The following is a 20,536-nucleotide window of genomic DNA, read 5'->3' as shown; positions in this document are numbered from 1 at the left end:
AATTCCGCGGCTATGCCCGCCACAGTGGACGGTCCGGCTTGCCGCCGAAAACCTGCTCGGCCGCCCGCCGGACCGGATTCGGCCCGCACCGGAAGCACAGCGCGAGGTAGGCCGCGACCAGCCCGAGGTCCCAGATCCCGTCCGCCCGAATCCTGGTGAACACCGCCACCGGGTCGATCGGCACCGGTTCGAGCCGCGACTCCCAACGGTCCTTGGCGTGCAGAAGCTGCGCTTCGAGCACCTCGCCCGCACTTCGGCGCAGGTCGACCAGACCGAGGAAGTTCCACTGGTAGTACGTCATGTCCACGGCGAAACCCAGCAGCCGCACGTCCTCCTCGGCGATGTCGACGCCCAGTTCCTCCCGGCAGCCGCGGACCGCCGTGGTGTACGCGCTGAGCGTGCCGCCGACCTTGCGGTCCAGCAGGGTGTGCATCCCCTCGACGACGCTGACGTCGCGCTCGCCCGGTCGAGCCCGGGTGCTCGGGCGGCGGCGGGTCAGCAGGAGTCTGTCGTCGTCGGTGAACCCGACGAGGGCGACGCCCACCCCGTTCGCCAGGAACGGCAGCGGCCGCGCCACAGTGTGGTGGCCGTCAGTCGCCAGGAAGTCTCGGCGGAGCGTGGTCCGAACCGCGTTGCCCGCGCCGTCCGGCCGGTCGAACTCCCGGTCCAGGCCCAGCACCGTCGCGGCGAACGTCGCGTAGTCCGCAGGCGCCACGTCGAGGTCGAGGCTGGACGCCTCGTGCCCGCCGGACCGGCCGATCCGGTAGCCGCACAGCGCGACCAGGGAGTCGCTGTTCCAGGTCGACGCGACACCCGCGCCCGCCTCCGCCCGCACCTCCGCCACCACGCGGTCTCGACAGGCCGCGACGGCGTCGGGCAGGTCGACCGCGTCGGGGCGCAGCCGGATGGTGATGTTCCGGGCGTCCAGGACGAGGTTGCCGTCGCCTTCGAGCAGGTGGACCGTCGTGGCCTTCCCCGCGATGTGCACCGGGCCCGACGGCTCGGGGTGCATCCGCGCGACGGCGTTGGCGAGCCGGAGGTGTTTGCGGCGGGCCACCCGCGCCTTCCACCTGTCCTGGTAGAACACGGCGCAGACCAGGCCGAACACGCTGCCCAGGACGGCACCCACGATCAGCAGCACGATGTCCGTCACACCCGAGACGTCGCCGTCGAGTTGATCGTGTTACCGATCGGTCGTCTCTCACGGATTGGGAGCGGGGTACCCACCCAGTAGGATGGGAAGTGTGTTGCACATCCGTCGAGAACTCGTGGACGCCATGGTCGCCCATGCTCGCCGCGATCACCCGGACGAGGCGTGCGGCGTGATCGCCGGTCCCGAGGGTGCCGACCGCCCGGAGCGGTTCATCCCGATGCTCAACGCGGCCAGGTCGCCGACGTTCTACGAGTTCGACTCGGCCGATCTGCTCAAGCTGTACCGGGAGATGGGCGCCAACGACGAGGTGCCCGTGGTGATCTACCACTCGCACACGGCGACGGAGGCATACCCGTCGCGAACCGACGTGTCCTACGCCGCGGAGCCGGACGCGCACTACGTCCTCGTCTCCACCCGCGATCCGCACCAGCACGAGCTGCGCTCGTACCGGATTGTCGACGGCGTCGTCACCGAGGAGCCCGTCGAGGTTGTCGAGTCCTACCGGTTCGCCCACACCGGCCCGGACGACGTGCCCGAGCCCGGCGCATAAGTGAGCTTCCGCGGACGCGGAATACCGACCGCCGTCCCGCGCGTCATCTCCTAGAGAACAGGCAAACCCGGAGGTTCCACCATGGCCGTCACCGTCTCCATCCCGACCATCCTGCGCACGCACACCGGCGGCGAGAAGTCCGTGCCCGCCGCGGGCGGCACCGTGGCCGAGGTCATCGACGACCTCGACGCCAACCACGGCGGCATCAAGGCCCGCCTGGTCAAGGACGGCACGCTGCACCGGTTCGTCAACATCTACGTCAACGACGAGGACGTCCGGTTCGCGGGCGGCTTGGACGCCGCGGTCGCCGACGGCGACAACGTCACCATCCTGCCCGCCGTCGCGGGCGGCGCCCGCTAGCACCCGGAGGGTCCCGTGGCTCGGTACGACTCGCTCATCGACGCGCTCGGCGACACCCCGCTGGTGGGGCTGCCGAGGCTGTCGCCGTCCGACGACGTCCGGCTGTGGGCCAAGCTGGAGGACCGCAACCCGACGGGCTCCATCAAGGACCGGCCCGCGCTGGCCATGATCGAGACCGCCGAGCGGGACGGGCGGCTGACGCCGGGCGCCACCATCCTGGAGCCCACCTCGGGCAACACCGGCATCGCGCTCGCCATGGTCGCCAAGCTCAGGGGCTACGGCCTGGTCTGCGTGATGCCGGAGAACACCTCCGAGGAGCGCAAGCAGCTCCTGCAGGCGTACGGCGCGCGGATCGTGTTCTCCCCGGCAGCGGGCGGCTCCAACGAGGCTGTCCGGCGGGCCAAGGAACTGTCCGCGCAGCACCCCGAATGGGTGATGCTCTACCAGTACGGCAACGTCGACAACGCCCGCGCGCACTACGAGGGCACCGGCCCGGAGATCCTGCGCGACCTGCCCTCGATCACCCACTTCGTGGCGGGCCTGGGCACCACGGGCACGCTCGTCGGCGTCGGCCGGTTCCTGCGCGAGCGCAAGCCCGACGTGCAGATCATCGCCGCCGAGCCGCGCTACGGCGAGCTGGTCTACGGCCTGCGCAACCTCGACGAGGGGTTCGTGCCGGAGCTGTACGACCCGGCCGTGCTCACCGGCCGCTACTCGGTCGGCTCGTACGACGCGCTGCGCCGCACCCGGCAGCTCCTGGAGGTCGAGGGCATCTTCGCGGGCATCTCGACCGGCGCGATCCTGCACGCCGCGCTGGCCGTGGCGGAGAAGGTCGCGGGCACCGGCGAGTCCGCCGACGTGGTGTTCGTCGTCTGCGACGGCGGCTGGAAATACCTGTCGACCGGCGCCTACAGCGGCTCCCTCGACGAGGCGTCCGAGCGCCTGGACGGGCACCTCTGGGCGTAGATTGGCCGCGTGATCGAGATCGAGCGCGCCGCCAGGGTCGCCGCCCCCTCGGCTGAGGTCTGGGCGGTCGTGTCCGACGCGGGCCGGGCCCCGGACTGGTTCAGCTTCGCCGAGCGCACCGACGTCCTCTCCGGCGACGGCGTCGGGCAGAAGCGCAGGCAGCACGGCCGCTGGGGCAAGCGCAGCTCGGAGATCGACCAGGAGGTCATCGAGTTCACGCCGGGTCGCTCGATCGCCTGGAAGCACACCGCCGAACGCCTCGACGGCAAGCCCGCGCCGGTGTTCGCGTCCTCGTCGGTGTTCCGCATCGAGGTCGAGCCGGACGGCGACGGCACCATCGTGAAGCTGCGCGCGGTGCAGCAGCCTGCCGACCGGCTGCGCGGGCTCGCGATGAAGGTGTTCGGCACCCGCGACATCACCCGGCGCATGGAGGAGTCCCTGGTTCGCCTGGACCGCGCCCTTCGCTAGCCCGCGAACACCGTCGTCGGGTGACCCGCGCCCGCGTCGGGGAAGACCAGCACGGAGCCCGCGAGCGGCTCCTCGGTGCCCAGCCCGCGGCGAGCCGTGGTGACGTAGAGGTCGGTCAGGTCCGGTCCGCCGAAGCAGCACGCCGTGGGCCGCGACACCGGCAGGGCCAACTCCCGGTCCAGGGCGCCGTCCGGGGTGTACCGGCGGACCGCGCCGCCGTCCCACACCGCCACCCACACGCACCCGTCCGCGTCGACGCACAGCCCGTCCGGTGAGCCCGGCCCGTCCACCGCGCACAGCGGGCGCCGCCCGACCGCGTCCCCGGAGTCGAGGTCGTAGTCGAACACGTCGATCCGCCCGGTCGGCGAGTCCACAAAGTACAGCCGGGTGCCGTCCGGGCTCCAGCCGAGCCCGTTGCTCACCGCCACGTCGTCGAGCACCACGCGTGCGGCGCCCGTGGGCTCGATCCGCGCCAGCCAGCCCGCCGACGGGGTCGACCCGTAGCCGGTGGTGCCCGCCCACAGCCTGCCCGCCGGGTCCACCCCGGCGTCGTTGCCCCGGTAGCCGTCGCGGGCCCAGTAGACGAGCCAGCGCCGGGTGCCGTCGAGGTCGAGCAGGGCGATGCCGTCGCGCAGGTTCGCCACCAGCCCGCCTGCCGCGCGCGGCTTGGCGGCGCCAACGTGCTGGGGCAGCACGAGTGTCTCGTCCGCGTCGGACGCGGGGTCGTATCGGTGCACCGCGCAGCCGAAGACGTCGACCCAGACCAGCGTGCGGGTGCGCACGTCCCAGGTCGGCCCTTCGCCGAGCCCCGCCGTCGCCCGCACCGCCACGTCCATGCCCGAATCATCCCGCGCGGGCGGTCGGTGGGGGAGCATCAGGGTCATGAAGGTGATCGGACTGCTGGGCGGCATGAGCTGGGAGTCGTCCATCGAGTACTACCGGATCGTCAACGAACGCGTCCGCGACCGGCTCGGCGGCCTGCACTCTGCGCACTGCGTGCTCTATTCGGTGGACTTCGCCGCGATCGAGCGCATGCAGGCGGCAGGCCACTGGACCGAGGCAGCCGCCGTCCTGCGCGACGCCGCGCGGGCGCTGGTCCGCGCGGGCGCGGAGATCATCGTGCTGTGCACCAACACCATGCACAAGGTCGCCGACGACCTCGGTGTCCCGATCCTGCACATCGCCGACACCACAGCCGCCGCCGTCCGCGGCGCCGGTCTGACCAGGGTCGGCCTGCTCGGCACGGCGTTCACCATGGAACAGGACTTCTACACCGGCCGCCTCGCCCGCCACGGCCTCGACGTGCTGGTGCCGGAGGCCGAGGACCGGGCGGTCGTCCACCGGATCATCTACGAGGAACTGGTCCTCGGCGTAGTCCGCGAGGACTCCCGCCAGGCTTACCGCGCGGTGATGGCCCGGCTGATCGAGCGGGGGGCGCAGGGGGTGATCCTCGGGTGCACGGAGATCGAACTGCTGATCGGCCAGGCGGACAGCCCGGTCCCGGTGTTCCCGACCACGCGCCTGCACGCGGAGCTGGCCGTGGACCTCGCCCTCGGCCTGGTGGACGATGGCGGTGCGGAGTCACTGATCTCCGTTCGCGGCCCGGACTTCAGATGACCGTGACCAGCGTCCGCCGTAGCCGCCACGCGGCGTAGCCACGGGCCAGCCGGGCCCGGTGCGGCGAACCGGAGCCGCCAGTGGCGGCAAGGTGGCTCCAGAACCCGGCGACGTAGACAGCGAACGCGGTCAGCCCCTCATCCTGGATATCGGCGAAACTCGACCGCGCCCGCGCCCAGGATTCGGCGGTCTCGGGCCGGTGCCCGGCCTCGATGAGCCGGAGGATCATGAACGCGGTGTCGACCCAGGGCGCGCCCGCGCCCGGGAACCCCCAGTCGATCACGTGCACGCTGCCGGTGTCGCCGATGATGAACTGGTCGCCGTGCAGGTCGGTGTGCAGTAGTCGGTCGCCGTCGACAAGGTCGGGTACGAGCGCGGCCAGCCGGGTCATCTCCTCGACGTCCCAGCCCACGACTGTCTCGGGCGCCAGCCGCGTCCACCAGTCTGTTGGTGCCCAACGCTCGCGCAGCGCGGTCATGCCGGGCGCGGGCATGGCGCTGATCCGCTCGATCGTCGCGGCGATCAGCGGCAGGTCCGGTGAGCCAGGGGCGAGACTGGCCGGGCGTCCGGGCACGTGCTCGTACGCCACCAGCAACCAGTTCTCGCCCGCTTCGGCGGCGTCGATGTCGGCGTGGAACAGCACCCGCGGTGCGACACCGGCGGCGACCTGCCCGCAGGCGATCTCGTTGCGCAGCCACCGCATCCGGCGGCTGACACCCGCCACGCCTTTGAGGAACACCGATCGGCCGGAGTCGAGCCGCAGCACGCAGGCGATGTCGCTGTTGCCTCCGGCTACGATCTCGTCGGCACCCGCCACCGGGCCGAAGTGCTGCTCGACCACATCTCGGACCGGCTGCGGCAGGTCATCCCAGGCCACGGCATGCTCCCGTCCTACTTCTTGCGGGTTTCGGTGTTCTCGTTGCCGTCCGAGCCACTGTTGCTGCAGTTTCCATCCTCATGGCAACTACCGCACTTGGCCTTCAGCGGCCACAGATCGTGGTCGATGGAATCTACTGTGGACAGTGGGTGCGTTCGGCTTCCTCTTGGGCGAATCTGGCGTCCATGTCGCTGAGGGCTTCGGAGGCCAGTGCGGCGAACTGGCGGAGCGCTTCGGCCTCGATGGTGAACTCGAAGCAGTCCGGTGGGGTGCCGCAGGTGAAGTCCGCTTCGCCGCTGCCGTTGACATCGCAGGTGATCGGACAGTCATCGCGGATGGTCACCCAGGTGTTGGTGCTCAGGTTGGCGTACATGGCATGAACTATAGATGGAAGCCTTCCGTTTTGCGTGTCGCCCAATTGGGCGACGTGTGTGATCACATACCGCTACGACAGACTGATGTCCCGATGTAACAGGAGGTGCGTTTTGAGCGGCACGGTCAGCCCGGTCCAGAGCAGGCGCCTGTCCCGCGCGTTGCGGCGCTGGCGCGAACGCGCTGGCTACTCGGTCGAACGCGCGGCCGAGGAGTTGCTGTGCGGCGCGGGCACGGTCTCGCGCATGGAGACCGGCCAGAGCGCGGAACCGCTGCGAGTCAAGGCGGCACTGGAGTTGTACGGCGCCCCGCCTGCCGTGGTGGCGGAGATGATCGAGGCCGCCAAACAGCGCCGTCGTCGTGGCGTACTCCGACGCCCGTACTACGACTTCGTGTCGCAGAACTTCGCCGAATACCTGGACCTGGAGAACGAAGCTGCCGAATTGAGGTGCGTTCAGAGCGACCTCGTGCACGGATTACTGCAAACCAAGGACTATGCCCACGCCTTGATTGACAGCGCCGGTGAACTCATCGAAGCCGTAGATCGGGACAAGTTCCTGCGACTACGCATGGAGCGCCAGCAGCGGCTGATCGCTGACAACCCGTTGGTGCTGCGCGTCATCATGGCCGAATCCGTCTTGTCCACCGAGATCGGTGGTCCGAGGGTGTTGAGTGATCAACTTCAGTACCTTGCGGAACTCGCCGAAGGTGCGGCCAACGTGGAGGTTCGGATGTGGCCGTTTACCGCAGGCGGGCATCCGCTCGTCAACTGCAGTTTCACGATTCTGGCGTTCTCCGGCCCTGATGGCGGACCTGAGTCCGAAGTGGTCCACTCCGAGAACCCCCTGTTCTTCGTGCTGCGGGACGATCCTGAAGAAGTGGCTCGCGTCCAACGAATCTATGATCAAGTGTGGGAGACGGCGCTGGGCGCCGTCGCGTCCGTGGATATGATTCGCCATGCCCAATCCAAGATCGCGCAACGCTCCCGACGAGAGGGATAGGTGATGATCGGGAACAACCTTGCAGAAGCGAGATGGCGGAAGAGTTCCAAGACGGTCGCCAACTCGTCGTGTGTCGAGTTGGCCACTGATGGGGTGACGTGGGGGGCCGTTCGGGACAGCAAGCAGCCTGCCGGCGGGGCCTTGCTGGTGGGCAGGGGCGCGTTCGTCGCGCTTGTCCGGCTCGCGGCCGAATAAGGGGCGACATCAGGGTTTCACCTGATCCCCGGGCCGCCCGCGAGCACGTAGCCTCGACACTGTGACCACCTCGCCCGACAAGACCGCCGCAGGCCGCGTGCTGCCGCCGAGTCCGGCGCAGGCCGCGATCGTGGTCGGCGGCTTCACCGTCCTGCTCTACCTGGTCGAGTTCGTCGACATGCTGCTCCCGGCCGATCTCGACCAGAACGGGATCATCGCGCGCAGCGTGTCCGGGCTCGACGGCATCCTGTGGGCGCCGCTGCTGCACGGCGGCTGGCCGCACCTGATCGGCAACACCCTGCCGCTGTTGGTCTTCGCCTTCCTCGCGATGGCCAACGGGCTCGGCCAGTGGGTCGCGGTGACCGCGACGATCTGGCTGGTCAGCGGCATCGGCGTGTGGCTCACCGGCGACGGCGGCACGGTGACCGTCGGCGCGTCCGGGCTGTGTTTCGGCTGGCTCGCGTTCCTGCTGGTGCGCGGCATCTTCAACCGCAGCGTCCTGCAGCTCGGACTCGCCGCGGTGCTGCTGCTCTACTGGGGCACCATGCTCTTCGGTGTGCTCCCCGGCGACCCGCGGATCTCCTGGCAGGGCCACCTGTTCGGCGCGCTCGGCGGCGTGTTGGCCGCCTGGCTCGCGGCCGCGGCGACCAAGAGCACGGCCAAGCAGGCACCGCCGAGCAGCTTCGCCGGGTGAGCGCCCCGATCGGGATATTCGACTCCGGCGTCGGCGGGTTGACCGTCGCCCGGGCCATTCTCGACCAGCTCCCGCACGAGCGGCTGCGCTACGTCGGCGACACCGCCAACGGCCCGTACGGCCCGCTGCCGATCGCGCAGGTGCGGGCGCACGCGCTCGCCGTCGCCGACGAATTGGTCGCGGGTGGGGTGAAACTGCTGGTGATGGCCTGCAACACCGCGTCGGCGGCCTGTCTGCGGGACGCGCGGGAGCGCTACGACATCCCCGTGGTCGAGGTCGTGGTGCCCGCCGTGCGCCGGGCCGTCGCGGCCACCAGGTCGGGCCGGATCGGGGTGATCGGCACCGCGGGCACCGTCCGCTCCCGCGCCTACGACGACGCGTTCGCCGCCGCCCCCGACGTCACCGTGACCAGCTCCGCATGTCCGCGGTTCGTCGACTTCGTCGAGCGCGGCGTGACCTCGGGCAGGCAGCTCCTCGGCCTCGCGCAGACCTACCTGGAGCCGCTGCAGCAGGCCGACGTCGACACACTCGTGCTCGGCTGCACGCACTATCCGCTGCTCACCGGCCTTGTGCAGGTCGCGATGGGGCCGCAGGTCACGCTCGTGTCCAGCGCCGAGGAATGCGCCAAGGACGTCTTCCGCGTGCTCGCCGAGGGCGACCTGTTCGCCGAGGACACGGGCGACCCCCGACACGAGTTCGGCGCCACCGGGCCCGCGGAGCCCTTCCACCGACTGGCGCGCCGGTTCCTCGGCCCGGAGCTGGCGAGCTTCGCGCCGTTGGATCGATGGTGATCGTGTTCGGCCGGTCGTTGTGACACGCTTGTGGGCGTGCTGCTGACCGTCCTCGGCTGTTCCGGGAGCATTCCCGGCCCACACGCCCCCGCGTCCGGTTACCTGCTGGAGGCAGACGGCTTCCTGCTCGCCATCGAACTCGGCCCCGGCACCTTCGCCGCGCTGCAGGCCGTGCGCGACCCGTTCGACCTCGACGCGCTGCTGTTCTCCCACCTGCACGCCGACCACTGCGCCGACGTCGCCTCGCTGACCGTGCTGCGCCGCTACCACCCCGCGGCGCCACACCGGCGCCGGTTGCCGGTGTACGCGCCGGTCGCGGCGCCGACCCGGTTCGCCGCCGCGTACGCCACCGACGAGGCCGACCGCGCGGCCACCGATCTGTCCGATGTGTACGACTTCGCGGCGCTGCGCCCCGGCAAAGTCCACATCGGACCGTTCGAGGTCGTCGCCGCGCCCGCCGCGCACCCGTGCGAGTCCTACAGCTTCCGCATCGGCCACGGCGGTCGCACGCTCGCCTACACCGGCGACACCGGGGTCTGCGCCGCGCTCACCGACCTGGTCGAGGGCGTCGACGTGCTGCTCACCGAGGCGTCGTGGACGCACGCCGCGGACCGCGTGCCCGACCTGCACCTCTCCGGCCGGGACGCGGGCGAGGTCGCGGCGGCGGCGGGCGCGGGCCGCGTGCTGGTCACCCACATTCCACCGTGGACGGACGCCGACGCCGTGCTCGCCGAGGTCCGCGCGGCCTACACCGGCGACGTGGTGCGCGTCGAACAGGGCGCTGTGTACGACATCTAGGCCACATCTAGGCTTGCGCCCGTGGCACGCAGCGATGGCAGGAACGACGACCAACTCAGGGACATCAAGCTCACCCGCGGCTACCAGGACTGGCCCGCGGGCTCGGTGCTGGTGGAGTTCGGGCGCACCAGGGTGTTGTGCGCGGCCAGCGTCACCGACGGCGTGCCGCGGTGGCGCAAGGGGTCCGGCCTCGGCTGGGTCACCGCCGAGTACGCGATGCTCCCGTCGGCGACCAACACCCGCGGCGACCGCGAGTCGGTGAAGGGCCGCATCGGCGGGCGCACGCACGAGATCAGCAGGCTCATCGGCCGCTCGCTGCGCGCGTGCATCGACCTGCGGTCCCTCGGCGAGAACACCATCCAGCTCGACTGCGACGTGCTCCAGGCCGACGGCGGCACCCGTACCGCCGCGATCACCGGCGCGTACGTCGCCCTGGCCGACGCGGTCACCTGGCTCGCGGCGGCGGGCAAGCTCGCCGACCCGAACCCGCTGTCGTGCGCGGTGGCCGCGGTCAGCGTCGGCGTCGTCGGCGGCCGCGTGCGGCTCGACCTGCCGTACGAGGAGGACGTGCGCGCCGAGGTCGACATGAACGTGGTCGCCACCGACGCGGGCACGCTGATCGAGGTGCAGGGCACCGGCGAGGGCGCGACGTTCGCCCGGTCCACGCTGGACCGGATGATCGACCTCGCGCTCGCCGGCTGCGCGGAGATCAACCGGCTGCAGGCCGAAGCCCTGGCCCTGCCGTTCCCCAAGCAGTTGCCCGAACCCAAGGGCACCAAGTGACCCGCGTCCTGCTGGCGTCGCGCAACGCGAAGAAGCTCGCCGAACTGCGCCGCATCCTGGCGGCCGAGCGGGTCGCGGGCATCGAGATCGTCGGCCTCGACGACGTACCGTCCTTTCCTGACGCGCCCGAGACCGGCGCCACCTTCGAGGAGAACGCGCTCGCCAAGGCCCGCGACGCCGCCGCGGCCACCGGCCTGCCGTCCATCGCCGACGACTCCGGCCTGGCGATCGACGCCCTCAACGGCATGCCCGGCGTGCTGTCGGCCCGCTGGTCAGGCAAACACGGCGACGACCAGGCCAACCTCGACCTGGTGCTCGCCCAACTCACCGACGTCCCGGACGAGCGTCGCGGCGCGGCCTTCGTGTGCGCCGCCGCCCTGGTCCACCCCACCGGCCCCGAATCCGTCCACCGCGGCGAATGGCGAGGCACGCTCGTGCGGGCGATGCGTGGTGACCACGGTTTCGGCTACGACCCGATCTTCGTCCCGGAGGGTGACACCCGGACGTCTGCGGAACTGGCACCCGCGGAGAAGGACACCCTGTCCCACCGCGGCCGCGCTTTGAGCCTGCTCCTGCCACACCTGAGCGACCTGTCCGGCTGAGCAGGCCCACCGCCAGGCCCACCCAGAATCCCCACCCACCCTGGGGGGAGTCCACTTGGGACTGTCCCAGTAACGGTGTTTCGGCCCGACACGCCGGGCGTGAGTTCGGCGGGATGGGCACGGTGTGTGATGACACTGGACGCTATGAGTCCACAAGCGAGTGACAAGAAGGCGTCGATGCCGGCTCGCCGCACGAGGAGTTGGTGGCCGCGATGGTCGCGCAGGCCCGGGAGCGGGGGCTGGCGCTGACCGGCCCGGACGGGCTGCTCAAGCAGTTGACCAAGACCGTCCTTGAGGCCGCGCTCAACGCGGAGATGACCGAGCACCTTGGGCACGAGAAGCACCGGGCCGAGCGCGGTCGGGTGGACGTGAACGTCCGTAACGGCACCCGGACGAAGACGGTGGTCTCCGACGCGGTGGGCGAGGTCGAGGTCGTGGTGCCACGGGATCGGGCGGGCAGCTTCGAGCCGGTGATCGTGCGCAAGCGGCAGCGTCGGTTGGGCAGTGTCGACGAGATCGTGTTGTCGTTGTATGCCAAGGGCTTGACGACGGGTGAGATCTCGGCGCATTTCGCCGAGATCTACGGCGCGTCGGTGTCCAAGGAGACGGTCTCGCGGATCACCGACCAGGTCCTCGGGGAGATGGGCGAGTGGCAGTCCCGGCCGCTGGACTCGATCTACGCGGCGATCTTCATCGACGCGATCGTCGTGAAGATCCGGGACGGGCAGGTGGCGAACCGGCCGGTCTACGCGGCCATCGGTGTCACGCTGGACGGCCGTAAGGACGTGCTCGGGCTGTGGGCCGGTCAAGGCGAAGAACCGTGGCGTGGGCGATGTGTTCTTCGTGGTGTGTGACGGGTTGAAGGGGCTGCCCGAGGTGGTCGGGAACGTGTGGCCCGCCGCGATCGTGCAGACCTGCGTGATCCACTTGCTCCGGGAGACGTTCCGGCTGGCGTCCAAGCGGGACTGGGACGCGGTGAAGAGGGACGTGAAGCCGATCTACACGGCGCCGAATGCGGCCGCGGCGGCGGCCGCGTTGGACGAGTTGGAGGAGAGGTGGGGTGGTAGGTATGGCGCGATGATTCGGTTGTGGCGCAACGCGTGGGAGGAGTTCATTCCGTTCTTGGACTATGATGTCGAGATCAGGCGCGTGTTGTGTTCCACGAACGCGATTGAGTCGTTGAACGCGCGGTATCGTCGTGCGGTGCGGGCACGTGGGCACTTCCCGACGGAGCAGGCGGCGTTGAAGTGTCTGTACCTGGTCACCAGGAGCCTGGATCCGACGGGCGCCGGGCAGGCCCGGTGGGCGATGCGGTGGAAGCCCGCCCTAAACGCCTTCTCGATCACCTTCAGTGACCGCTGGCCGGCCGCTGAGAGCTACTGACAACAACGGCCGGAAACACCGTTCGTGTTACGGACCCTAGAGTTCCTTGGCAACCGCTAGGAACCAAGAGAGTGGAGTGTCGGTTGGCTGCCATTCAAGCCGTGTTCTTCGACGTCGGCGAGACGATCGTTGAGGAGTCGCGCGAGTACGGAACGTGGGCTGATTGGCTCGGAGTCCCCCGGCATACTTTCTCGGCAGTGTTCGGCGCGGTGATTGCGCGCGGAGAGGACTACCGGGAGACATTTCAGTACTTCAAACCCGGCTTCGACCTCGCTGTCGAACGGCAGCGCCGCGCTGATGCTGGCCTGCCGGAGGGCTTCACCGAGGAGAACATCTACCCCGACGCTCGGTCGTGCTTGAAGGAGTTGCGCGAGTTGGGGGTCCGGGTTGGCTTGGCCGGAAACCAGACCGCCCGAGCAGAAGCGATCTTGAAGAGCATGGAGTTCCCGGTCGACGTCATCGGCACGTCCGATGGTTGGGGAGTCGAGAAGCCGGAGCCCGCGTTCTTCGCGCGAGTGATCGAAGAGGCCGGGTGTCCTGCCGGGGCCATCCTCTACGTCGGCGACAGGTTGGACAACGACGTCCGACCCGCTCAAGAGGCCGGGCTCTCGACGGCCATGATCAAGCGCGGGCCGTGGGGCTACATCCTGCGGGACGAGATCGTCGAGGGCCGTTGCCTGTTCCGGCTAACGAGCCTTGCGGAGCTGCCAGAGCTCGTTCGCGATCACAACGCGCTAGTCAGCTAGCGCCACTGGGCGGGATCGCCATCGCGCGTTCCTGAAGTTCTGCCAGGTAGGGCGTGCCGCGAAGCACGGCGCCAACCCTTGGAATACGTCCCGCCGCAGCGGCGTACCAGTCGTGTTCGAGGGCGTCGAACGCGCGGCCCACATATGAGGCTGCACGTTCGACGTCCTCGGCCGCATGAGCAACAGCCAGATCGAAAAGCACCACGGCCGCCTGCTTCGTGTTCGTCGAGTCGAGTCCGTCCAGTGCCGTTTCCAAGCTGGTGGCGGCTTCGGCGGGCTTGCCAGCGAGGAGTTGGCTGTACCCGGTGAATCCGGCCAGCCTCGACTCGTCGTAGAAGTCCAGCCACACCGGGTCCGTGCCTGACGTGCTGAGCGAGTCCTGAGCCTGCCGCACATGGTTCAGACTGGCGGCCGGGTCACCCGTGCGAGCTGTCACCTCGGCCGCGACGCAATGCAGCCACGAACGCATGCCGGGGCCAGCGTCATACCTCGCGTGTCCGTGAGCCGCGTGCAGCAGCGATTCCGCCGACGCACGGTTTCCGTTAAATCCCGGAACGAAGCTCATGTGCGCGAAGACCGCCGCAGCCAGCGCGTGATCTCCCGCGCGTTCTGTCGCCTCGCGCGCCACGTCGAAGCAACGTTGCGCCACGGCCTCCTGGCGGAGGTCGAAGAATGCGATTCGAGCAGACAACAGGGCGGACTCGGCCAGTGCTGCGGCGAGCCTTCGTTGCATTTCATCGCTGCCGGTGCCGCGCAAGATTTGAATTCCGAGCTGTGTGTGAGACAGAGCTGACTCATAGACCGCGTGGGCGGGTGCCGTCCAGTACAGCTCGCGCTGGCGTGTGCTGATCTCGGCGTAAGCAGCCACCGTGCGAGCGTCCGGCCCAGTCGCGTTCGTCATCGCGTGGGCCAGTACATCCGCCGTGCTGGCCGATGCGCCCAACGGCGCGATCACCGGAAGCAGGCTTGCGCCGAGCAGACCCCGGAGGAACAGGTGGCGACTGAATCCGGGATCTCCAGTGGTGGGACTGACCATTGCCAATAGTCTCCTCGCGAGTTCGAACGGTTCTTCGTCGGCAGGGCGCAGTGCTAGCTCGTCTGGTGTGAGGATTCCCAGATCAGACGCAGCCTTACCGAAGATCAGAACAAGGTGCTTGCGGAATCGCGGCTCTGGCCAACGCTCGCCGATCTCCCAACGTCGAACCGTGTTCGGAATCAGGCCGGTGTCCGAATCGTTGTGCGTGGCCATGCTGGCCTTGATCTGCTCGCACACCTCCTCATAGCTCCATCCTCGTTGGAGCCGTTCCCACGTCAAGCGTCGGTTTGGCGGATAGCGCCTCGACCCGCTCACCTGGCACCTCGTGTCTCCGTCGGCGACCTGGCCAGCGTATGTGCTGCGGACGCGGTGAGTCATCACTCGGTTACCGCTGGATGTGGCGTGGATGTCTGGTGGCCAGTGTTGACGGCCGCGCGATCGGGGTTCGCTGATCCATGCAAGGCGTTGCGAACACTTCACCTGGAGTGATCGGACATGAAATGCACCACAAGCAGCCCGGCGGGCAGGGGCGTACCCGACACGGCCCTGCCCGCTGGGTGTCCACCCGCTGGCAACGCACAACGGAGTACGTGATCGAGACGCCAGCACCACACGGCGGGCGCGGACCTGATCGAGCCGTATCGGAAGCGCTCCTGGCCGCCGTGTGAACGCAGCGGACGCGGAGAGCGCGCGGCACACCCCTGGAACAGCCGCACCCGCGTCCGCACGGACCCGCACGACACCCCCGCTCTGTCGTGCGGGTCCACCTACCGCAGAAGGGGAACGAGCAGATGAGGGTCCTGGTCCCACCGATGATCTGGGCGCGCGGCGAGTTCCGCCGCTCGTTGGTGCACATGGTGGACACCCGAGATGGCACACCGCACACGACCACAACGGACCATGGCCTTCGGCGAGTCGCCGTGTGCGGCCAGCTCCTCGCCGATGTGGACTCGAACGAGTCCGACAAGGCCACACGTGAGGTGTGCGGAGCTTGTGCAGACGTCGCCGCCCGGCTGGGCGGGATCGTCTGAGATGAACCTCGCCGAGATCGGGCACAGCCGCGCGGCCCAGTTGCACGTCCTGCGCCGCGCCAGTCAGGACCGGCTACACCTGGACCGCCCGAACGGCGACTACTTCGACCGAGGACGGTTGCTCGCCGCCCACCTGCACACGACCGTGCCCTTGCTGCTCGAACTTCGTCACTTGGAGGTCGTCCAGCTCGAACACGGCAACGGCTGGGGCTCGCTGCGCTTGACGTTGACCGAACGCGGCCGGGCACGGCTGGCCAGCCTCACCGAGCAAGCCGCCGGTGACCTCGCGTCCTCGCGCGCGGCTACCAGCTCGTGCCACATGGTCGAGCTGTCCCTGTCGAGATCGTCCGTGATGTGGATCCAGTACGCCGCTTCGGCGGTTGTGGCCCTGTGGGTCGTGACAAGGGTTGTGGCCAACCTGTTCGAACGCCCGAGCAACACATCCGAGAATCCCACGACCGGACGGAGGGCCGTGCGATGAGGTGCCCGATCGAGGGGGCTGAGGACTCGGTGGCGGAACAAGTCGACCGGTTGCACGCACTTGGTTTTCGTGGCTTGCCGCTGCCAAACCTGGCGTTGCGGTGGGCCGATGGGATGTACCTCTATCGGTTCGGCCGGGGCGTGCTGGACGTGGTTGTCATTCGATCGTTCGACGCGGCTGTCGCCACCCGGATGCACGACTTTGTTCGACCGCGACAACCCCGTCCCCGCCTACGACCCCGGCTCGGCAAGCGACCGTCGAATCATCTGGTACGAGCACGGCAAGGCCAAGCGGGTCATCGACCAACTCGTGACAGATCTGTACCCGCACGAGCAGCGGACCGTGGCCGGGTTCTCCGGTTCGCTCGACGAGCTGCAGCCCAGCACGTCATGACAGGCGAGGGAGTCGTCTGGCTGCCGGGGTTCTTCACCAGACGCCTGCACGTCGTCCTCGCCGCACCACAGCCAGTCCTGGTGTTCCACAACGTCTCGATCCTCTGGGCGCTGTGTGGGGCTCCGGTCGCACTGGTTGATCAACAGCTCGATCGCCCGCTCTGCGATCACTGTGCGAAACGCGATCGAGCCCGCAAGCTGCCAGGCGGTGGCTAGTCGCACACCGAGTGCGCGCCCACCCAGGAAGCCATTGCCTGGCAGAGCAGAACGGCGGGGTCGGACAACGTGTCCGGCCCCGCCGTTCCCATCGTGTTGTTGCGGCTAGACGCGGGTGGCTACCTCTGGGCGGACCGTCCATCCGTCGCCGCCGTGGGAGTACGACGGCGTGAGCTTCGTGTAGTCCGGCTCACCGTCTTTGCGCCATTGCGCGAGCAGGTCGGTCAGGCTGTTCCGGGCGTCGTCGGTCCCGGCGAACAACAGACCGCCGTTGCTGAGACTGACAGCGACGCTCTCGGGTGTCGCCACCCCGATCCCCCAACCGAGTGGACCGCCAGCACTGGCGGCTTCGTCCGTCGCCGAGGCGAGGACGAACGCGGTGAACGCACGCCATCCGTCGGCCCCCTGGTCGAAGAAACCGGGTTCGAGGTCAGCACGGCTCAAGGAGTCCAACAGGTTGTCCGCAACGGACGAGGACCGGTCGTGGAGTTGGTGGGCGCTGATCCACCACGACGGGCAGTCGGGGAGTCGACGTACCGCGTCGACGTAGCGGATCGGGAGCCCGAAGTTGGTGATGACGTCGGGTGCCATCTCGATGAAGCTGCCGGGGTGCAGTTCGCCGCCGTTGATCTCGTCGTCGAGCGTGCATCGGACCACGGCGTTCGTCCCGGCGACGTCCGCGATCTTCACCGGGGTCACCAGCACCGCGCCTTGGCGGGCCTGGCGTGCCCACGCGCTGGGGATGACGTGCGGAGTGACCCACCCGACGATCCGGTCGTATGGCGCCGAGTCCGCCCAGCCCTCGAACCCGTCCGCAGCGTGGACCTCGATGTTTCCGTGGCCGGCCTCGTCGTGGCGGGCGCGGGCTCGCTCAACCAGGGCCGGGTCGATGTCGACGGACACCACGTGCCCGTTGGGGCCGACGATCTCGGACAGCAGAGCACCGGAGTACCCGGACCCGGTGCCGATCTCCATCACCCGCATACCAGGTTCGAGGTCGAGCAATCCGAGCATGGTGTGGATGGTGGTGTCGGTGGTGATCTGCGGGATCAAGTCACCATTTTCGGTGGTCGTCCATGCGGTGTAGTCGACGGCGGTAGCAGCCGCCGCGATCAGGTCTGTCACGTCATGCTCCGGGGTGAGTGGTCGGTGCCGAGATGGTGAGCAAGGGACTGTAGGTCGATGCGGACGGGGGTTCGCCGATCGGCTCGCCCGTGATGTCGGTGAGCCATGCGTGAGCGGCCAGCGGCGGTGTGCGGATGCCGGTGTGCCAGGTGACACCCCGGCGACGGAGCGCCAGGAGAACAACGGCGGTCAACGACCGTTCCATGCAGGCCAGGCGTCCCGGTACCCACCGGGAGGCGTCGTCGATGGCGTTGAGTATGTGCTGGACCTCCTCGGGAGATGCTGGTCGGCGAGTCGTGCCTGCCAGCCAACGGACCGCCGACGTCACATGATCGAACCTCAGCGTGACCAGTGCCAACCGGACCGCCGACGCCACGCATCCAGCGGGAACCGTCGCCAGCCTCCGAGAACGAACACGCCGAGGAAACGCTGTCGGTGTACTCACGGCTCTGCCCTCACAAGGCCAGCCTGTTGCAGGTCGTCAAGCAGCAGGTCCAGATCAGTCCGCACTTGATCCGCCGGTGCCTTGAACTCGACGGCAACCGACCTGCTCGCCGGGTCCGGCTGCCCGTCGTTGGCTTGCAGTGCTGTCCACATGGCGGCGGCGGTCGGATTGCACCGGTACAGCTTGCCCGACTTCTCGGCGAGGAGCACCAGGCCGCCGTCCGGCATCGGCACCGAGCTGACGCCGCGTTCAGGCCGATAACGCACTCTGGCCTCCTGTCTGCGTAGGGGTCGGCGAGTCGGATGTGGACTGCAACCACAACTCGGTGCCGACCACGGAGTCGAACGCGCCGAGTCGGATTGACACCCCGGATGCGCCCTTGTGCAGCTCGGCGCGGACCGCGTCGGTGTCGATCAACCCGAGTTCGCCCAGCCGGGAGGAACTGAGCAGATCGTCAAGCGCGTCCACGTTGGCGCGTAGCCCCCGGTAGGACAGCGCGGTGTAGTCGCCTTTGGTGCTCCGGTCCAGGATCGTCGCGGGCACCAGCCCGTCGACGGCGTACCGCAGTAGCGGCTTCGCCCGGTCCGGAGTCGTGCGAACCGAAGCCGGAACGGACCAGCAAGCGCGCATCACGCCGTCGTCCAGGTACGGCGACTGCAAGCTGATCCCGCACTCTTCCGCCAACGCGACGGGTGCCCGCAGACTTCGCGCGAAGGCGTTGAGCGACAGCCACGCCGTTGAGTCGCCGATGCCGAACTGCCCGGGAACCACAGAGGCGTCATGCTCAGCCGCATGGCTGCGGAGGCAGTCGGCGGTGAGCTTCCGCGCGTCGGGAGTGGCCCAGGCGCTGACACCTCCCACGTCCAGCCACGACACCAACCGCGCCCACCCGCTCGGCGCTGGGCCACCCAACGTGAGCCGATCGGCTGCGCGGGTGAGCGCGTCTCGATATGTCGTCCGGTGCACCTGGGCGGCGGCACGGATGAGCACGGCTGGCGACTGGTTGCGTAGTCGAGCCCAGCCGTTCGCGTGCCGCCACAACTCCCTGATCGTTCGCGGTGTGGCGAGATCGGCCAGGTAGGACGGCACGGCCAGGAGCACGCCGTCCCCGCCGTCCCCTGTGAGGTGCAGGTCCGATCCTCCTGCCGCGAGAGTCTGACGCCACCACCGCGTCCATGCGGTGGCCACCAGGAAGTCCGACGGTTCGTCCACTACCGGCACGCGATCGAGATCCGAGTAGGGAAGCACCGCCTGCGGCACCCTCACCACCTCGTGCTCCAAGCCGGGCACGAGGTCGGCGACGTGAGTGGCAGCCGTCGCATCGTCTACGCCGTCGACCTGGAGGGTGACCGCGCGAAGCGGGCCGTCGAGCACGGCGAGCGCGGCCACGGCCGACGAGTCGAGACCGCCGCTGAGATCAGCAGTCAGCACGTCCGCCACCTCGACGCGATGCCCAACAGCTCGGCGCAGAGCAACCCTCAGCGCCTCGGAACCGGCCGCGAGATCCGCGCGCGGCTTACTGAGATCCAGCCACCGCGTCGAACTCACGTCACCCGTGAGCGTGATCCGCAGTAGCCAACCGGGCCTAACAGTGTGGACACCAAGCCAGGGCGAACCTTCCCACCACACATCGGCCGACGATGGCAGCAGCATTCGGGCCGCCAACCATTGCCGGTTCACCGACCGGCCTACTCGATCTGCAAGCTGTCCAGCGTGTGAGCTGACGACGACATCGCCGCCGCTGCGGGTGTAGTAAACCGGGCGCTGGCCAGCAAGATCGCCAGCCACCAATAGATCAGGTGATCGCACCGCGATCACCACGCGGCTGCCATCGAGCGCCGCCAACGCCGCCGTGTCTCCACGGGCCAAGCGTTGAGCGATCTTCGGCAACTCAGACTGAGGCGTCGTGCAACAGCCGACAACGAGCAGTCGGCAACCGGACACATCGGCCCGGTGAACCTGTTGCGCAGGGCCGGACTGGCCGTGCCACAGCCGGAAATCTCCGACTGTGACAACGGACCAGTCCGGGTTAACGCCTACGTCATGTGGTGTTCTACGGTCGACCGTTCTGGTCAACCACCACATCATTAGCAGTGATCACCAGTACTTCGCGGTCTGCATGTCCGCCGTGTCGTCGGCGGCCGAGCCCTGCGTCAGTTCAACGACGTCGCCCAGCTCATCGAGCCTCGGCGGCTCGTATCGAACGGGAGACTCCACAATTTCAGGCGTTCCAGTTGCGGCCATGTTGGCCCCTTCCTCGCGCGCCCACCCAACGCCTATCCTGCCAACCCTTGACGCTAAGCACAAGATCGCGTGCTCAACGTAGTTGTTCGCTCGGTCCGAGAGGTCTACTTGTGGTTACTTGGGCACGGATCGTGATCACACACGGCGCGACGCTGCGGACAGGTGGGGATCAGGTCTCTGACCTGCGGAAACTCCGACTCCTGGAAATCT

Annotated in this window: 26 protein-coding genes and 1 pseudogene; 17 read left to right on the top strand and 10 right to left on the bottom strand. The window is 68.7% G+C overall.

Translation table 11 applies throughout. The annotated features are described in order from the left end of the window. Positions 1–10: 10 nt before the first annotated feature. Positions 11–1,153: a hypothetical protein gene (locus ACT4N7_RS05620; protein ID WP_444827505.1), complete on the bottom strand. Its 1,143-nt coding sequence runs from the start codon at positions 1,151–1,153 to the stop codon at positions 11–13. A gap of 82 nt (positions 1,154–1,235) precedes the next feature. Here ACT4N7_RS05620 and ACT4N7_RS05615 point away from each other — a divergent pair, with 82 nt between their 5' ends. The 4 genes from ACT4N7_RS05615 to ACT4N7_RS05600 all read left to right on the top strand — a co-directional run bounded on the left by ACT4N7_RS05615 (position 1,236) and on the right by ACT4N7_RS05600 (position 3,497). Beyond that, complete coding sequence (locus tag ACT4N7_RS05615) at positions 1,236–1,703, top strand: Mov34/MPN/PAD-1 family protein (protein WP_444827504.1); 468 nt, start codon at positions 1,236–1,238, stop codon at positions 1,701–1,703. Positions 1,704–1,784: 81 nt separating this feature from the next. Further along, the gene (locus ACT4N7_RS05610) at positions 1,785–2,063 is read left to right on the top strand and encodes a MoaD/ThiS family protein (protein WP_444827503.1); all 279 of its coding nucleotides are present in this window, start codon (positions 1,785–1,787) and stop codon (positions 2,061–2,063) included. 15 nt (positions 2,064–2,078) lie between these two features. Next, positions 2,079–3,029 carry a PLP-dependent cysteine synthase family protein gene (locus ACT4N7_RS05605; RefSeq protein WP_444827502.1) on the top strand — a complete coding sequence of 317 codons (951 nt, stop codon included), beginning with the start codon at positions 2,079–2,081 and terminating at the stop codon, positions 3,027–3,029. 9 nt (positions 3,030–3,038) lie between these two features. Continuing rightward, positions 3,039–3,497 carry an SRPBCC family protein gene (locus ACT4N7_RS05600; protein WP_444827501.1) on the top strand — a complete coding sequence of 153 codons (459 nt, stop codon included), beginning with the start codon at positions 3,039–3,041 and terminating at the stop codon, positions 3,495–3,497. Here the strand turns inward: ACT4N7_RS05600 and ACT4N7_RS05595 are convergent. After that, positions 3,494–4,381 (bottom strand): SMP-30/gluconolactonase/LRE family protein, encoded by an 888-nt coding sequence (locus tag ACT4N7_RS05595; RefSeq protein ID WP_444827500.1) that lies wholly within the window; start codon positions 4,379–4,381, stop codon positions 3,494–3,496. The genes ACT4N7_RS05600 and ACT4N7_RS05595 overlap by 4 nt on opposite strands. Here ACT4N7_RS05595 and ACT4N7_RS05590 point away from each other — a divergent pair. Beyond that, positions 4,380–5,114 (top strand): aspartate/glutamate racemase family protein, encoded by a 735-nt coding sequence (locus ACT4N7_RS05590; protein WP_444827499.1) that lies wholly within the window; start codon positions 4,380–4,382, stop codon positions 5,112–5,114. The two genes, ACT4N7_RS05595 and ACT4N7_RS05590, sit on opposite strands and share 2 nt — an antisense overlap. Here ACT4N7_RS05590 and ACT4N7_RS05585 read toward each other — a convergent pair. Continuing rightward, positions 5,107–5,991: a phosphotransferase family protein gene (locus ACT4N7_RS05585; protein ID WP_444827498.1), complete on the bottom strand. Its 885-nt coding sequence runs from the start codon at positions 5,989–5,991 to the stop codon at positions 5,107–5,109. The two genes, ACT4N7_RS05590 and ACT4N7_RS05585, sit on opposite strands and share 8 nt — an antisense overlap. Before the next feature lie 133 nt (positions 5,992–6,124). Then, positions 6,125–6,364 (bottom strand): hypothetical protein, encoded by a 240-nt coding sequence (locus ACT4N7_RS05580; protein ID WP_444827497.1) that lies wholly within the window; start codon positions 6,362–6,364, stop codon positions 6,125–6,127. 112 nt (positions 6,365–6,476) lie between these two features. On the opposite strand from ACT4N7_RS05580, the gene ACT4N7_RS05575 reads away from it, so the two are divergent. The 9 genes and pseudogenes from ACT4N7_RS05575 (at position 6,477) to ACT4N7_RS05535 (ending at position 13,356) form a co-directional block, all read left to right on the top strand. Then, entirely contained in the window at positions 6,477–7,364 is an 888-nt protein-coding gene (locus ACT4N7_RS05575) for a helix-turn-helix domain-containing protein (protein ID WP_444827496.1), read from the top strand. 3 nt (positions 7,365–7,367) lie between these two features. Next, entirely contained in the window at positions 7,368–7,559 is a 192-nt protein-coding gene (locus ACT4N7_RS05570; RefSeq protein ID WP_444827495.1) for a DUF397 domain-containing protein, read from the top strand. Positions 7,560–7,620: 61 nt separating this feature from the next. Continuing rightward, positions 7,621–8,253, top strand: a complete 633-nt coding sequence (locus tag ACT4N7_RS05565) for a rhomboid family intramembrane serine protease (RefSeq protein ID WP_444827494.1) — start codon at positions 7,621–7,623, stop codon at positions 8,251–8,253. Further along, a complete protein-coding gene (murI, locus tag ACT4N7_RS05560; protein ID WP_444827493.1) occupies positions 8,250–9,044 on the top strand; it encodes a glutamate racemase in 795 nt (264 codons plus the stop codon). The genes ACT4N7_RS05565 and murI overlap by 4 nt, the downstream gene beginning before the upstream one ends. 36 nt (positions 9,045–9,080) lie before the next feature. Next, entirely contained in the window at positions 9,081–9,842 is a 762-nt protein-coding gene (locus tag ACT4N7_RS05555; RefSeq protein WP_444827492.1) for an MBL fold metallo-hydrolase, read from the top strand. 21 nt (positions 9,843–9,863) lie between these two features. Beyond that, positions 9,864–10,625, top strand: coding sequence for a ribonuclease PH (gene rph / locus ACT4N7_RS05550; RefSeq protein WP_444827491.1), 762 nt, complete (start codon positions 9,864–9,866; stop codon positions 10,623–10,625). Continuing rightward, positions 10,622–11,227 (top strand): RdgB/HAM1 family non-canonical purine NTP pyrophosphatase, encoded by a 606-nt coding sequence (rdgB, locus tag ACT4N7_RS05545; RefSeq protein WP_444827490.1) that lies wholly within the window; start codon positions 10,622–10,624, stop codon positions 11,225–11,227. The genes rph and rdgB overlap by 4 nt, the downstream gene beginning before the upstream one ends. A 212-nt stretch (positions 11,228–11,439) precedes the next feature. Next, positions 11,440–12,610, top strand: a pseudogene (locus ACT4N7_RS05540) (IS256 family transposase). 101 nt (positions 12,611–12,711) lie between these two features. Further along, entirely contained in the window at positions 12,712–13,356 is a 645-nt protein-coding gene (locus tag ACT4N7_RS05535) for an HAD family hydrolase (RefSeq protein ID WP_444827489.1), read from the top strand. Here the strand turns inward: ACT4N7_RS05535 and ACT4N7_RS05530 are convergent. Then, positions 13,349–14,629 carry a hypothetical protein gene (locus tag ACT4N7_RS05530; RefSeq protein WP_444827488.1) on the bottom strand — a complete coding sequence of 427 codons (1,281 nt, stop codon included), beginning with the start codon at positions 14,627–14,629 and terminating at the stop codon, positions 13,349–13,351. The two genes, ACT4N7_RS05535 and ACT4N7_RS05530, sit on opposite strands and share 8 nt — an antisense overlap. Before the next feature lie 554 nt (positions 14,630–15,183). On the opposite strand from ACT4N7_RS05530, the gene ACT4N7_RS05525 reads away from it, so the two are divergent. From ACT4N7_RS05525 to ACT4N7_RS05515, 3 genes are all read left to right on the top strand, one after another. Next, complete coding sequence (locus tag ACT4N7_RS05525) at positions 15,184–15,423, top strand: hypothetical protein (protein WP_444827487.1); 240 nt, start codon at positions 15,184–15,186, stop codon at positions 15,421–15,423. Between the two features lies 1 nt (position 15,424). After that, a complete protein-coding gene (locus tag ACT4N7_RS05520) occupies positions 15,425–15,904 on the top strand; it encodes a hypothetical protein (protein ID WP_444827486.1) in 480 nt (159 codons plus the stop codon). A 201-nt stretch (positions 15,905–16,105) separates the two neighbouring features. After that, complete coding sequence (locus ACT4N7_RS05515) at positions 16,106–16,297, top strand: hypothetical protein (RefSeq protein WP_444827485.1); 192 nt, start codon at positions 16,106–16,108, stop codon at positions 16,295–16,297. Between the two features lie 320 nt (positions 16,298–16,617). Here the strand turns inward: ACT4N7_RS05515 and ACT4N7_RS05510 are convergent, their stop codons facing one another. From ACT4N7_RS05510 to ACT4N7_RS05490, 5 genes are all read right to left on the bottom strand, one after another. Next, positions 16,618–17,637 carry a protein-L-isoaspartate O-methyltransferase family protein gene (locus ACT4N7_RS05510; protein WP_444827484.1) on the bottom strand — a complete coding sequence of 340 codons (1,020 nt, stop codon included), beginning with the start codon at positions 17,635–17,637 and terminating at the stop codon, positions 16,618–16,620. Between the two features lies 1 nt (position 17,638). Further along, on the bottom strand, positions 17,639–18,013 hold the full coding sequence (locus tag ACT4N7_RS05505; protein WP_444827483.1) for a lasso peptide biosynthesis B2 protein: 375 nt from the start codon (positions 18,011–18,013) through the stop codon (positions 17,639–17,641). 65 nt (positions 18,014–18,078) lie between these two features. After that, a complete protein-coding gene (locus ACT4N7_RS05500) occupies positions 18,079–18,348 on the bottom strand; it encodes a PqqD family peptide modification chaperone (RefSeq protein ID WP_444827482.1) in 270 nt (89 codons plus the stop codon). Beyond that, entirely contained in the window at positions 18,332–20,167 is a 1,836-nt protein-coding gene (locus ACT4N7_RS05495; RefSeq protein ID WP_444827481.1) for an albusnodin/ikarugamycin family macrolactam cyclase, read from the bottom strand. The genes ACT4N7_RS05500 and ACT4N7_RS05495 overlap by 17 nt, the downstream gene beginning before the upstream one ends. A gap of 12 nt (positions 20,168–20,179) precedes the next feature. Further along, positions 20,180–20,326 carry a lasso RiPP family leader peptide-containing protein gene (locus ACT4N7_RS05490; RefSeq protein WP_444827480.1) on the bottom strand — a complete coding sequence of 49 codons (147 nt, stop codon included), beginning with the start codon at positions 20,324–20,326 and terminating at the stop codon, positions 20,180–20,182. Positions 20,327–20,536 lie beyond the last annotated feature (210 nt).

This window comes from Actinokineospora sp., from assembly GCF_052390155.1.
In the GTDB taxonomy this organism is placed as follows: Bacteria; Actinomycetota; Actinomycetes; order Mycobacteriales; family Pseudonocardiaceae; genus Actinokineospora.
Note: the sequence above shows the minus strand (reverse complement) of the source record. Positions and strands in the feature narration are given on the sequence as shown.